This is a genomic window from Salinisphaera sp. SWV1, assembly GCF_052044155.1.
Lineage (GTDB): Bacteria > Pseudomonadota > Gammaproteobacteria > Nevskiales > Salinisphaeraceae > Salinisphaera.
This window is the reverse complement of sequence record NZ_JBQDYE010000014.1, coordinates 82486-95903: the sequence shown is the minus strand read 5'-3', so window position 1 is coordinate 95903 and position 13418 is coordinate 82486. Positions and strand designations below refer to the sequence as shown.

13 protein-coding genes are annotated in these 13418 nt (G+C 65.2%); 5 read left to right on the top strand and 8 right to left on the bottom strand.

Going from position 1 to position 13418, the window contains the following annotated elements:
- The 3 genes from ACS8YF_RS09050 to ACS8YF_RS09040 form a co-directional block, all read right to left on the bottom strand.
- The coding region (locus tag ACS8YF_RS09050) for an iron chelate uptake ABC transporter family permease subunit (protein ID WP_440849896.1) at nucleotides 1–1009 on the bottom strand (1009 nt) is incomplete at its 3' end.
- Nucleotides 1006–1923 carry an iron-siderophore ABC transporter substrate-binding protein gene (locus tag ACS8YF_RS09045; RefSeq protein WP_440849895.1) on the bottom strand — a complete coding sequence of 306 codons (918 nt, stop codon included), beginning with the start codon at nucleotides 1921–1923 and terminating at the stop codon, nucleotides 1006–1008. The genes ACS8YF_RS09045 and ACS8YF_RS09050, both read right to left, overlap by 4 nt.
- A 26-nt stretch (nucleotides 1924–1949) precedes the next feature.
- Entirely contained in the window at nucleotides 1950–2717 is a 768-nt protein-coding gene (locus ACS8YF_RS09040; protein WP_440849894.1) for an ATP-binding cassette domain-containing protein, read from the bottom strand.
- A 156-nt stretch (nucleotides 2718–2873) separates the two neighbouring features.
- On the opposite strand from ACS8YF_RS09040, the gene ACS8YF_RS09035 reads away from it, so the two are divergent.
- From ACS8YF_RS09035 to ACS8YF_RS09015, 5 genes are all read left to right on the top strand, one after another.
- The gene (locus ACS8YF_RS09035; protein ID WP_440849893.1) at nucleotides 2874–3116 is read left to right on the top strand and encodes a FeoA family protein; all 243 of its coding nucleotides are present in this window, start codon (nucleotides 2874–2876) and stop codon (nucleotides 3114–3116) included.
- A complete protein-coding gene (feoB, locus tag ACS8YF_RS09030) occupies nucleotides 3113–4960 on the top strand; it encodes a ferrous iron transporter B (RefSeq protein ID WP_440849892.1) in 1848 nt (615 codons plus the stop codon). The genes ACS8YF_RS09035 and feoB overlap by 4 nt, the downstream gene beginning before the upstream one ends.
- Entirely contained in the window at nucleotides 4957–5238 is a 282-nt protein-coding gene (locus ACS8YF_RS09025; RefSeq protein WP_440849891.1) for a DUF6587 family protein, read from the top strand. The genes feoB and ACS8YF_RS09025 overlap by 4 nt, the downstream gene beginning before the upstream one ends.
- A 133-nt stretch (nucleotides 5239–5371) precedes the next feature.
- A complete protein-coding gene (locus ACS8YF_RS09020) occupies nucleotides 5372–5671 on the top strand; it encodes a rhodanese-like domain-containing protein (RefSeq protein WP_440849890.1) in 300 nt (99 codons plus the stop codon).
- 152 nt (nucleotides 5672–5823) lie between these two features.
- Complete coding sequence (locus tag ACS8YF_RS09015) at nucleotides 5824–6870, top strand: 3-oxoacyl-ACP synthase III family protein (protein ID WP_440849889.1); 1047 nt, start codon at nucleotides 5824–5826, stop codon at nucleotides 6868–6870.
- Between the two features lie 175 nt (nucleotides 6871–7045).
- Here the strand turns inward: ACS8YF_RS09015 and ACS8YF_RS09010 are convergent, their stop codons facing one another.
- From ACS8YF_RS09010 to ACS8YF_RS08990, 5 genes are all read right to left on the bottom strand, one after another.
- The gene (locus ACS8YF_RS09010) at nucleotides 7046–8530 is read right to left on the bottom strand and encodes a mannitol dehydrogenase family protein (protein WP_440849888.1); all 1485 of its coding nucleotides are present in this window, start codon (nucleotides 8528–8530) and stop codon (nucleotides 7046–7048) included.
- A 64-nt stretch (nucleotides 8531–8594) separates the two neighbouring features.
- The gene (locus ACS8YF_RS09005; protein WP_440849887.1) at nucleotides 8595–9704 is read right to left on the bottom strand and encodes an ABC transporter ATP-binding protein; all 1110 of its coding nucleotides are present in this window, start codon (nucleotides 9702–9704) and stop codon (nucleotides 8595–8597) included.
- A gap of 349 nt (nucleotides 9705–10053) precedes the next feature.
- Complete coding sequence (locus tag ACS8YF_RS09000; RefSeq protein ID WP_440849886.1) at nucleotides 10054–10890, bottom strand: carbohydrate ABC transporter permease; 837 nt, start codon at nucleotides 10888–10890, stop codon at nucleotides 10054–10056.
- Nucleotides 10887–11804, bottom strand: a complete 918-nt coding sequence (locus ACS8YF_RS08995; RefSeq protein WP_440849885.1) for a carbohydrate ABC transporter permease — start codon at nucleotides 11802–11804, stop codon at nucleotides 10887–10889. The genes ACS8YF_RS09000 and ACS8YF_RS08995 overlap by 4 nt, the downstream gene beginning before the upstream one ends.
- Before the next feature lie 97 nt (nucleotides 11805–11901).
- Nucleotides 11902–13218, bottom strand: coding sequence for an ABC transporter substrate-binding protein (locus tag ACS8YF_RS08990; RefSeq protein ID WP_440849884.1), 1317 nt, complete (start codon nucleotides 13216–13218; stop codon nucleotides 11902–11904).
- Nucleotides 13219–13418 lie beyond the last annotated feature (200 nt).

Genomic DNA, 13418 nt, shown 5'->3' with positions numbered 1-13418 from the left:
CGATCTGGCGTGGCGCGCCGCGGCCGGCGGACAGGCGCGGCACCAGCCATAGCAGCAGGGGCGCACCCAGCGCCGCGGTGATGGCCCCGGTCGGGATCAGCGATGCCTGGCTGCCGGCGATGAGCTGCAGCAACAGGTCGGTGGCGGCCAGCAGCAGGGCGCCGAAGACCGGTGCCCAGAACAGGCGCGCCCCCAGCGTCCGCGCCCCGACCAGGCGTACGATCGCCGGCGCGGCCAGCCCGACGAAACCGATCACGCCCAGCGCCGATACAATGCTGGCGGTGATGAACACGGCAAGCCCGAGGCTGGCCAGACGCAGCCACGGCAACGAAACGCCGAGATTGCGGGCATTCACCTCGTCGAGATCGAGCACCGCGAGCGCCCGCACGAGCACACCGGCGCCCGCCGCCGCCAGCGCCAGCCGCGGCGCGAGATGCAGCGCATCCTGCCAGTTGTTCTGGGCCAGCGAGCCGGCCCCCCAGATCATCAGCCCGTGCAGTTTGTCCTGGTTGAACAGAATGAGTGCGAGGGAAGCCGCGCCGAGATACAGGTTGACCACCAGCCCGGCCAGTACCAGCACCGCGGGCGCGAGCCCGCGCCGCCAGGCCAGTGCGAACACCAGCGCCACCGCCAGCGCGCCGCCCACGAACGCGATCGCACCGCGGCCGTAGGTCAGCAACCCGGGCGCGAACAGTGTCGCCACCAGCAGCAGCACCTGGGCCCCGCTGGCCACGCCCAGCGTGGTCGGCGCCGCCAGCGGATTGCGCAGCGTCTGCTGCATGAGCACGCCGGCCAGCGCCAGCCCTGCGCCGCCGATCAGCGCCACCGTCAATCGCGGCAGCCAGCTGTCGTGCACCAGAATCTGGGTCATGTCGTCGGGATTCGGATGCACGAATCCGCCCGCCCAGTCGCTGCCGGCCACCGCGTGCAGCGCGGCCATGGCCAGGCCGGCCACGATCAGGGCCGCGCCCGCGCACAACCGGGCCGGGGCCATCGTCAGCACTTTCATGACGCCGCGTCCTGTGCTTGCGGCCAGCCCGGACCCGTCGCCGGTGCCGCGCGCAACGCGGCGGACACCTGCCGTGCGAAGCGGCTCGCCGACGGCAGCCCGCCGAAACTCCAGACGCCCGGGATATACACCACGGGCGCATTGCGCACCACGGGCAGACGCTGCCAGAGCCGGCTGGCGGCGATCTTGTCGGTCACCCCGACCGGCACCGGGCCCACCACCACGACCCGGCCGGTCTGGATGGCGGCCAGACGCGACAACGGCACCTCGGCCACGCCCCAGCGGGTGGTTGCGCCCCGCCAGGCGTTGGCCAGCCCCATGCGCTGCATCGTCGCCTGGATCAGGCTGCGCTGGCCGAACACCCGCACGTGCCGGGCATCCGAGAACTGGACCACCAGCAGCGGCGCGGTAGCGGCGGGCAGGCGTGCGGCCGCCTGGTGGATGCGCTGCTCGGTCCGCCGGATCAGGGCCCGTGCGGCATCCGGTCGATGCGCGATGCGCCCCAGTTTTTTCACCGCGGCCAGCGTGTTGTGCCACACGTCGCCGGGCCGGAAGTAGACATCCACGGTGCTCACCGGCGCCACCTGTTCGAGCCTGGGTTCGATTGCGGCATACAGCTTCGTGATGAGAATCCGGTCCGGGTCGAGCTGCGCCAACAATTCGAGATTGGGCTGCCCGCGCAGGCCGAGATTGCGCGTGGCCGGGGGCAGCGCCGGCGCGCCCACCCAGGTGGCGTACCCGGCGGTCTGGCCCACCGCGATCGGCGGCACGCCCATGGCGGTCAGATTCTGGGCGATGCCCCAGTCGAGGGTCGCCAGCCGCGGCGCGGCGTTCGCGTCAGCCGCGGTTGCGGTCGTCGTCATGCCGATGGCGAGCAGGCCAGCGAGCGCAAGGCGGGCGACCACCGCCGCCATCCGTCGGACGCCGGACAGCCCGGACCTCACTGAACGACGGCGATCGGGTGGTGGTCGGTCGGATGGGGCAGCACGCGCATGCGGATGCCGTAGATGGCCTCGAGCGTGGCGTCGTCCATGAGCTCGGCCGGCGTGCCCTGGGCCAGCAGGCGGCCGTCGCGCAGGGCCACCAGCTGATCGCAGTAGCGCGAGACCATGTTCACGTCATGCAGCACGATGATCACGCCGACGCCCAGATCGCGGCAGAGCCTGCGGATCAGCGACAGCGTGTCGACCTGATGCGCAATATCCAGCGCCGACAGCGGCTCGTCCAGCAACAGGAAACGACTGCCCTGGGCCAGCAGCATGGCCAGCCACACCCGCTGGCGCTCGCCGCCCGACAGGGTATCGACCATGCGATCGGCGAATTCGGCGGTATCGGTCATGGCCATGGCGCGCTCGATCTGGGCGTGGTCGTTCGACGACAGGCGGCCCAGCAAGCCGTGCCACGGATAGCGTCCGAAGGCGACCAGCTCGCGCACCGTGAGGCTCGCCGCGCTCGGCAGCTGCTGCGGCAGATAAGCCACGTTGCGGGCGAACTCGCGCTGGCCCCAGCTATCGACGGCGCGGCCGTTAAGGCATATCTCGCCGCAACTGGCGCACTGCTGGCGCGCCAGCAGCTTGAGCAGCGTCGACTTGCCCGAGCCGTTGTGGCCGATCAGCCCGTAAACCCGGCCCTCGTCGAAGCGCAGGCCCGACGCCGCCAACAGACAGCGCCCCCCGATCTCGAACCGGCAGGAATTGACTTCGAACATCGGCTTCTCCGACTGCGCGCATGGCCTACGTCGTGATTGGACGGACGCAGAATAATATTAATACGAATGATTATCAATAACGTGCATTGCATCGTGGCGGGTATCGCGCGCACCATATCGCTTATAATGCAAATGGTTCTCAGTTAAAATACATCCGTGCAGCTCACCGAACTCGCCAAGAATCGCCCGGCGCGCGTGGCCGCCATTCGCGACACGCGCAGCGATGACCCGATCGCTCAACGCTTGCGCGATCTGGGTTTCATCCCCGGCGAGCCGGTGCTGATCGTGGCGCGCGCGCCTTTTGGTGGCGACCCCCTGCTGGTGCGCATCGGCGGTACCCGCTTTGCGCTGCGCCGCATCGAGGCCGCCCGTATCACCGTCGAGCCCGAATCACCATGACTACCGCCGTCGCCCGCATCGCCATGGTCGGCAACCCCAACTGTGGCAAAACCGCCCTGTTCAACCGTCTGACCGGCAGCCGGCAGAAGGTGGCCAACTACGCGGGCGTCACGGTGGAGCGCAAGAGCGGACGCATGACCACCGGCGCCGGCCGCGAATTCGATGTGCTCGATCTGCCCGGCGCCTACAGCCTCGCGGCGGCCAGCCCCGACGAGGCGATCACGGCGTCGATCTGCGCCGGCACGCATGCCAGCGAGGCCGCACCCGATGTGATCGTGTGCGTGGCCGACGCGACCAACCTGCGGCTGCATCTGCGTTTCGTGCTGGAAGTCGCGCGCCTGGGCCGGCCCATGATCGTGGCCTTGAACATGATGGACGCGGCCCGCCGGCGCGGCATCGAGATCGATACCGAGCGCCTGGCCGCCGAACTCGGGGTGCCGGTGATCGAGACCGTGGCCGTGCATCGCGAGGGCGCGGCCGCCCTGATCGCGCATCTGGACGGTGCGCCGCCCGCGCCGCCGAACCCGCGCATCGAACACACCGACATCCATACCGCCGCGCGCGTGTTGATGGATACAACGGTTCGGCTGGCCCGGAGCGGGCCCACGATCGAGGACCGGATCGATGCCTGGACACTGCACCCGGTGGCCGGCCCCGCCATCCTCGCGATATTGATGTTCCTGATCTTCCAGGCCGTGTTCTCGTGGGCCACCCCCGTCATGGATGCGATCGATGCGGGCGTGACTGGCATCGGTGGCGCCGTGGCGAGCCTGTTGCCGGCCCATTCGGCCCTGCACAGCCTGGTCGCCGATGGCATCGTGGCCGGCGTCGGCGGCGTCCTGGTATTCCTGCCGCAGATCCTGATCCTGTTTCTGTTCATCCTCATGCTCGAGGAATCGGGCTATCTGCCGCGGGCCGCCTTTCTGCTGGACCGGCTGATGTTCAAGGTGGGCCTGACCGGCCGCGCCTTCATCCCGCTGCTGTCGAGTTTCGCCTGCGCCATACCCGGCATCATGGCCACGCGCAGCATGGCCGACTCGCGCGACCGGCTGGCCACGATTCTGGTCGCGCCGTTGATGACCTGCTCGGCCCGCCTGCCGGTCTACACGCTGCTGATCGCGGCCTTCATCCCGCATCGCAGCGTGTTGGGCCTGTTCAACCTGCAGGGCATCGTGCTGTTCGGCCTGTACGTGTTCGGTATCGTCGGCGCGATGGTCGTGGCGTTTGTCATGAAATATGTACGCCGTGACAGTTCCGACCATGCGCTGCTGATGGAATTGCCTGCCTACCGGATGCCCAACCCGCGCGATGTCGCGCTCGGTCTGTGGCAGCGTGCGCTGATCTTTCTCAAGCGGGTCGGCGGCATCATCTTCACGGTGACCGTGCTGCTGTGGTTTCTGGCCAGTTTCCCGCAGCCGCCGGCCGGCGCGACCGGGCCGGCGATCGAATACAGTGTGGTCGGATTCATCGGCCATTACCTGCACTACCTGCTGGCCCCACTGGGCTTCAACTGGCAGATCTGCGTGGCACTGGTGCCCGGCATGGCCGCCCGTGAGGTCGCGGTCTCGGCGCTGGGCACGGTGTACTCGATGTCGGGCAACACCGCCGGCATCAGCCATCAGCTCGGCGCGCTGATCGGCCAGCAATGGTCGTTGGCGACGGCGTTATCGCTTCTGGCGTGGTATGTATTCGCCCCGCAATGCATTTCGACGCTGGCCGTGATGCGGCGCGAAACCAATTCCTGGCGGGTGGTGTTCATTGCCCTGGGCTATCTGTTCGGCCTCGCGTATCTGGCCTCGCTGGCGACATATCAGATCGCGGCGGCCCTGGGCGGTGGTCTATGAGTGCGTTCGCGATCATTCAGGCGCTGCTGCTGGCGCTGGTGGGAGGCTTCTGTGTGCTGCAGGTCGCCCACCGGTTCGCCCCCCGGGCCACGCATCGGCTGCGCATGATCGCGGCCCACCATGTGGCACCGACGCCGGACGCCGCCGGCTGGCGGCAGGCGATCGCCCGCCGCCTGACGCCGGGGCTGCGGGCGCAAAGCAGTGGCTGCGACAGCGGCGGCTGCACCGCCTGCAGCGGCTGTGATCTCAAGGCCCGCCTGACCCGCTCGGAACGCTAGATCCCCGCCAGACATCGGCCCCATGCGGCCGGTATGGCCCTGCCCGTGCCACGCCGCGAGGCCCGGGCGGGCCTTGATTCCGGCCCCCCACGACACCAGTTATGTGCAATCGGAACCAATTGGAGATTGCGACATGATCGATCATCACGAAGCGCGTGCGGCTCAGCAGGACGGCGCCGCCCTCATCGATGTGCGCGAGCAGGATGAATGGGAGTCCGGTCATGTCGCCGGGGCGCTGTTTTATCCGGTCACGCGGATATCGAGCGACCCCGACGTGGATGTGGCCCCGGATACGCCGATCGTGACCTACTGCAAGGCGGGCGCCCGCGCCGAACGGGCCGCCGACGTGCTTCGCGCGGCCGGCTACACCGATGTGCGCGCGATGCGGGGCGGTTTCGCCGACTGGGCTGGCGCAGGATACCCGACGGAATAGGCTCGTCCCGCCCAGGCGTTGACGTCGCACGCGTTCACCCGGATATTGTGCGACTCTGACGGGTCGGACCTCCCGCCCGGGCGGCCCGATTCTCGCCGGCGGCCGATCGTGTGACCGACCGCTCCACCCGTTCATGTGCAAAGCGAGGTCCGATGCCTGCTGTCATTGACGCCATCGAATACATGCTGCCGGCGCGCACGGAATCGATCGAGGAGATCGCCGCGCGCTTCCCCAACTGGCCGCTGGAACGTATCGCCGAAAAAACCGGGATTCGTGCCCGGCACGTGGCCAGCGAAGACGAGTGTGCCTCGGATTTCGGCGTGGTCGCCGCCGAGCGCCTGTTCGACAAGACCGGGATCGACCGCGCCGAGATCGACTACCTGATTTTCACCACCCAGACGCCGGACTATCTGGCGCCGACCACGGCCTGTCTGGTCCAGCAACGCCTGGGGCTCAGCCAACACATCGGGGCACTCGACATCAACCTGGGCTGCTCGGGTTATATCTATGCGCTGGGCGTGGCCAAGGCGTTGATCGAGTCGGGACAGGCGAAACGGCTGTTGCTGATCACCGCCGATACCTACAGCAAGTTCGTGCACCCGGGCGACAAGAGCGTGCGCGCACTGTTCGGCGACGCGGCGGCCGCGACGCTGCTTACCGACCGTGCGGCCGAGGGCGATCCCAAGATCGGGCCCTTCGTCTATGGCACCGACGGCTCGGGCGCCAACGACCTGATCGTGCCGACCAGCGGCATGCGCCGCCGCGCCGCGCATAATCCGGCGCAGGAATACACGGACCGCCACGGCAACGTGCGCTCCGACCACAACATCTTCATGAACGGCCGTGCCGTGGTCGAATTCACGCTGCGCGAAGTGCCCAGGGCCGTCCACGAGACCTGCGAGAAGGCAGGGATCACGCTGGATGACGTCGATGCGGTCGTACCGCATCAGGCCAGCGCCATGGTGCTCGACGGCATCCGCTCACGGCTTAAGCTGCCGAAAGAGAAATTCGTGGTCTGCATGGAGGACATCGGCAACACGGTCTCCTGCAGCGTGCCGATCGCCTTGAAACGCGCCACGCTGTCCGGCCAGATCGGCCCCGGGGCGCTGGTCCTGCTGGTCGGCTTCGGTGTCGGGCTGTCCTGGGGCGCGACACTCGTGCGCCTGCCGTCGGATTTTCTGCTGAGCGAGCAGGACTGAGCGTTACCGCCGACGCCGGGCTGGATACGGCGCCCGGGCGACACGGCACGCGCAATGCCGTACCCGCGGATTCGCGGGTACAGGGCGGGGCACTACGGCACGAAGAAAATCCGGCATCGAGGCCGGATTTTTTCCGCCTGGCGGTCTAAGCCCACCGAGCGCGTAACCCGAAAAATCATCGATTCTTGTGCCGGGTTAGGGCCTCGACGGCGGCGCGCGCACCGTCGTTATGCAAACGTTCGAGCGAATCGGTATAGGCGGCGACGAAACGGTCGTCGTCGATCAGATCGCCGAACAATTCGCGGTTTTCGATGAATGCGGTCGGGTTGTCGCGGTTGTGCTGCGCGATGGCCTTGAGTTCATCGGCCAGGCGGTCGACGATCTCGATCGGCTCGCCGGCCTCGTCGACGCCCTCGGCATACCGTGCCCAGCTCGCCACGACAGCAGCGGAACGCTTGATCTCACCGCCCGCCGCGAGCTGTTCGCGAATCACCGGCAGCAGCCATTTCGGGATGCGATCCGACGACTCGGCGCACAGCCGGGCCAGCGTGTCGCGAATCTCGGGGTTGGAAAAACGCGCGATCAACGTGCGCTTGTAGTCCTCGAGATCCACGCCCGGCACGGGCGAGAGCGTCGGCTGTCCCTCGCAGGTCATGTAGTCCATCAGGAAATCAGCAAACAACGGGTCCTGACAGACTTCGTGCGCATAACGATAGCCGGCCAGGTAGCCGAAATAGGTCAGCGCCTGGTGACTGGCATTGAGCAGGCGCAGCTTCATCAGCTCATAGGGCATGACGTCGTCGACGATCTGTACCCCCACGTCCTCGTAGGGCGGGCGCCCCAGGTTGAAGTGGTCTTCCAGCACCCACTGCGTGAATGGCTCGCAGACCACGGGCCAGGCATCTTCAATACCGAAACGATCGCGTACTTCGGCCCGGTCGGCGTCGGTGGTGACCGGCGTGATGCGATCGACCATCGAGTTCGGGAACTGCACGTTGTCGTCGATCCAGGCGCCGAGATCGGCATCCTTGGCTTTGGCGTAGGCCGTGAACATCTTGCGCGCCACGTCGCCGTTGCCCTGGATGTTGTCGCAAGACATCAGCGTAAACGGCGTGATGCCCCGTTCACGCCGTCGGCGCAAGGCTTCGGTCACCAGACCAAAGGTCGTCTTCGGCATCGCGCCGTCGGCCAGATCGTGCTTGACGTCCGGGTTGTCGAAATTGAATTCGCCGGTGACGTGGTGGAAGTTGTAGCCGCCCTCGGTCACCGTCAACGACACGATGCGCGTGGTTTCGGCCGCCATGGTCTCGATCACGTCTTCCGGATCGTCTGGCGCGAACTTGTAGTCGACGATGGAACCGATCACGCGCGGCTCGTAGGTGCCGTCGGCATGCTTCAGAACCAGCGTATAAAGGCCGTCCTGGGCGGCCATGACGTCGGCCATGCGCTTGTCGCTCGGCATGACGCCGACGCCGCAGATGCCCCAGTCAAGTGCCTTGCCATCGTTCATCAGCGCATCGAGATACATCGCCTGGTGCGCGCGGTGAAAACCACCGACGCCAAAATGGACGATGCCGGTGGCGACCTGGCTGCGGTCGTAGCCTGGCCTGGGTATGGACGCGTCGATTGCGGCGAGCGCGGCGTTGTTCAATGCGGGCATGACAGTCTCCATCGGAGCGACACACCCTCCCCCGCGGGCGTGCCGGCATTCCGGGTCGTTTGAATTAATGGCCGTCGGCGACACCGGAATCGATGCCGATCAACGCGGCCTCGGATTCCGGATCGAACAGATACAGCTTGTCGGCAGCGCAGGTGAGCGTGACGTCGTCGCCCATGGCCACCTGCTGGTGCGGTTCGATCTGGGCGGTGAGCGTGCTCTCGCCCACCTTCACCTGGATCATGGTGAGCGAGCCCAGCGGTTCGACCACTTCGACACTGCCGGACAGGCGACATGACGCCGTATCACCAGTGGCCAGATGCAGATGCTCCGGCCGGATGCCAATGCGCACGCGCGAGCGCTCGCCCGCGGCATCGCCGCGGGCCGCGTCGAGGGTGAGCTCGAAGTCCGGGCCGGTGGCCCGGCCATCGCCGATCCCGGCATCGAGGAAATTCATCGACGGCGTGCCGATGAAGCCGGCCACGAACTCGTTCGACGGATGCTGGTAGAGGTTGTTGGGGGAATCGATCTGCTGGACGATGCCGTCCTTCATCACCGCAATCCGCTGGCCCATGGTCATGGCTTCGACCTGGTCGTGGGTGACGTAGAAGGTGGTCACGCCCAGCTTGCGGTGCAGTTTGACGATCTCGGCACGCATGTCGACGCGCAGCTTGGCGTCGAGGTTGGACAACGGCTCGTCCATCAAAAACACCTGCGGCTGGCGCACGATGGCCCGGCCCAGCGCCACACGCTGGCGCTGACCGCCAGACAGGGCCCGGGGTTTGCGATCCAGCAGGGCGGTGATGCCCAGTACTTCGGCCGCGTCGTCGACGCGCTTCTTGATGTCGGCCTTGTCGTATTTCTTGAGCTTGAGGGAGAAGGCCATGTTGTCGCGCACGGTCATGTGCGGGTACAGGGCATAGCTCTGAAACACCATGGCGATGTCGCGATCCTTGGGCGCCACGCCGGTGACATCGCGATCGCCGATCTTGATTTCGCCTTCGGTGTGTTCCTCCAGCCCGGCGATCATGCGCATGGTGGTGGTCTTGCCACAGCCCGACGGGCCCACCAACACCACGAATTCGCCGTCTTCGGTGACGAGGTTGAAGTCCTTCACCGCCAGGTCGTCCGAGCCCGGATAGCGCTTGCCGACGTTGTTGAGTTCTACGACTGCCATGGTTCTTCCTCTTTAACTTTCTGTCCGCAGATCGGTGCCGGTTGCCACTAATGAAACCAGGCATTTCTGTCCGCAGATCGACGCAGATTTACGCAGATGGGCTTGGCGATGATGGATGGGCTGGAGGCATCGCTGCCACCGCGGCCGGCGCCAGCCCGAGCGGGAAACGCCGAATCGCTACCGCCCTAACCTCCTGTCTTCAAATCTGCGAAATCAGCGTAATCTGCGGATGAATGCCTTCCTGTCTGTCTTCGATCTGCGTGCATCTGCGTCGATCTGCGGATGTGTCTTCGTCTTGGTTGTATTCGGATCTTTCGGTGGACCGCCTGCGTCAAACGACCTGCGGGGGTTACTTCACCGCCCCGAACGTCAGGCCGCGGACCATCTGTCGCTGGGCGAACCAGCCGAGCACCACGATCGGGGCGATCGACAGCACCGAGGCGGCCGACATCTTGGCCCAGAACATGCCTTCGGCGGACTTGAACGAGGCGATGAACACGGCCAGCGTGGCCGCATGCGAGTTGGTCATCGTGATCGACCAGAATGATTCGTTCCACGCCAGGATCAGTGCCAGAAGGCAGGTAGAGGCCAGACCGGGGGTGGCCAGCGGCAGGATCACCCGAATCATGGTCTGCATCATGCTTGCGCCGTCGATGTCGGCCGCCTCGACCAGATCCTTCGGGATGTCGCGGAAATAGGAATAGACCATCCAGATCATGATCGGCAGGTTCATGGCCGTATACAGCGCGATCAGGCCCCAGACGTTGTCCAGCAGGCCGATATTCTTGTAGACGAGAAAGATCGGGATCAGCACGCCGACCGCCGGAATGAACTTGGTCGAGACCATCCACACCAGCGTGAAATCGGTGCGCCTGGACGGATAGAACGCCATCGCATAGGCCGCCGGCACGGTCAGCACGAGCCCGATCAGGGTCGAGACCACCGAGGTAATGGCTGAATTCCAGGCGTAATGCCAATAGCCGCCGCCCTGGGAAAGCGCGGTTTCGAAACTCTGCAGTGTCGGCGTGAAGAACAGATGCGGCGTGACCGTGAACGCCTCCGCCTCGGTCTTGAAGGACGTCAGCAGCAGCCACGCGATCGGAAAGAACATCAGCAGTGCGACGACCCAGCCGAGCACGCCGAGCGCGATACCGCCCAACGACGGCTTGCTTGTTGCAGCACTCATCGGTTGTCTCCCGCGTTGAGATTGCCGGCCACGAACCGGATCAGGAATATGGCGAAGATATTGGCGAGAATGACCGCGCCGATCGCCGCCGCCGAAGACGTGCCGATGTCGTACTGGGCGAACGTGCCCTGGAAGATGTAGTACGGCAGGTTGGTCGTCGCCGTGCCGGGCCCGCCGCTGGTGGTGGTATAGATCTCGGCGAACGAGGTCAGAAAGAAGATCGACTCCAGCATCACCACCACGTAAAGCACCTGGCCCAGATGCGGAATCACGATGTGCCGGAACTCATGCCACTTGTTGGCACCGTCCAGCCGCACGGCCTCGAGTTGATCCTCGGGCAGGGATTGCAGCCCGGTCAGCAGCACCAGCATCGCGAACGGCGTCCATTCCCAGCTGATCATGATGATGATCGAGGTCAGCGGCAGATGCGCGAGCCAGTCGATCGGCGTGGCCCCGAACTGTCGGAACAGCCAGGCCAGCAGGCCGAAGGTCGGATGAAAGAGCATGTTCTTCCAGATCAGGCCGGTTACCACCGGCATGACGAAGAACGGGGCCACGGCGAGCGTACGCGCCACGCCACGGCCGAAGAAATTGCGGTGGAACAGCAAGGCGAAGGCAAGCCCCAGGCCGACCGTGACGATCAGCGAGCACACCACGATCAACAGCGTCACCCGGAGGGCGCTCCAGAACGTCGGGTCGGTCAACAGAATGCTGTAATTGGTGATGCCTGCCCACCCGGTCATTGTGGGCATCATCAGGTTGTAGTTGCGAAACGAGTAGTACAGCGTCATGCCCAGCGGCACGATCATCCACACCAGCAGGAAGATCACGGCCGGAGCCAGCAACCATTTTGCCGGCGCACGCTTCGCCTTTTCGCGTTTGGCGGCGTCTGCGGCTGGGGTTTGGGTTGTCACGGATGCCACGAGTCAAACGTCCTCATCGGGATGGCCGGGTTGAACGACAGTGGCCGGACGGATCATTCGATCCGCCCGGCCTTGCGCGCAACCGGCCTTACTTCTTGGGGTAACCGGCTTGCTTCATCATGCGCTTGGTGACCGAGTTGGCCTGCGCCAGCCCCTGGTCGACACTGCTCTGGCCCGCCACGATCCCGGCCATGATCTGGCCGACGCGGGTACCGATCGCCTGGAACGGCGGGATGTCCACAAACTGGATGCCCGTGTACGGCACCGGCTTGGAGCTCGGGTCCTGCGGATCGGCGGTCTGGATCGCGTTGAGCACCAGCGACGCGAACGGCGCCACCTTCTGGTACTCGGGGTTTTTGTAGGTGGACTTGCGCGTACCCGGCGGCACCGAAACCCAGCCCTTCTTCTGGCCGACGAGATCGACGTACTTCTTGGATGTCGCCCACTCGATGAAGGTCTTGGCGGCCTGCTGGTGATTCGAGGACTTCGGCACGGCCAGCGCCCAGCTATACAGCCAATGACTGCCCTTCTTGGTGGTCGCATAAGGCGAGTGCGCAAAGCCGACGTCCTTGGCCACCTTGGAGTTGGCCGGGTCCGACAGATAACCGGCGGCCACGGTGGAATCCACCCACATGGCGCACTGGCCATTGGCGAACAGCGTCTCGTTCTCGGTGAAACCGTTCGAGGTCACGCCGGGTGGGCCGTATTGCGTCACCAGTTTCTTGTATTCGGTGGCGGCTTTCTTCCAGGCGGCGGAAGTCAGCTGCGGCTTCCACTGCATGTTGAACCAGCGACCGCCATAGGAATTCACCATGGTGGAGAACAACGCCATGTTCTCGCCCCAGCCCGGCAGACCGCGCAGGCAGATGCCATAAGTGTTGTTCTTGGGATCGTTCAGCTTCTTGGCGAAGTGCTCGATCTGCGACCACTTCGGGTGCTCGGGCATGGTCAGCCCGGCCTTCTTGAACAGGTCCTTGCGATAGTAGGTCATCGAGGACTCGGCATAGAACGGCATCGCATAGAGCTTGCCGTTGGCCGACAGGGCCTTCTTGACGGTGGGGATCATATCCTTTTCGTCATAGGAGGCGGGCACGTTGTTGAACGGCACCAGCCAGCCGTTCTTGGCCCAGATCGGCACCTCGTAATTGCTGATCATGAGCGCGTCGTACTGGCCGGCATTGGTGGCAATGTCGGTGGTCATCTTCTGACGCACTTCGTTTTCCGGCAGCGTGACGAAGTTGACCTTGATGTTCGGGTGCGACTTCTCGAACACCGGCGCCAACTTCTCCATGGTCTGCATATCGGGATTGTTTACGGTGGCGATCGTGATCTGCGTTGCCGCCTGGGCCGCAGTCACGCCGCTGGCGCCGAGCACCAGGCCGGCAACCAGAAACTTCATTTTCATGATGGAGCATCTCCTCGTTGTCTTGGATAGACCAGCGGGCCCCCAAGGGCGCCCTTGCGCAGAGGCCGAAACACCGACTTCTGCAATATTGTTCTCATCATGAAAATTAATTCGCCCCCCGCGCAATTCGCCTTTAATCGAATACGCCGGGAATTGACCGCAGCGCCTGGGCGCACGGGCGCGCCGCGCGGGCTCGGTCG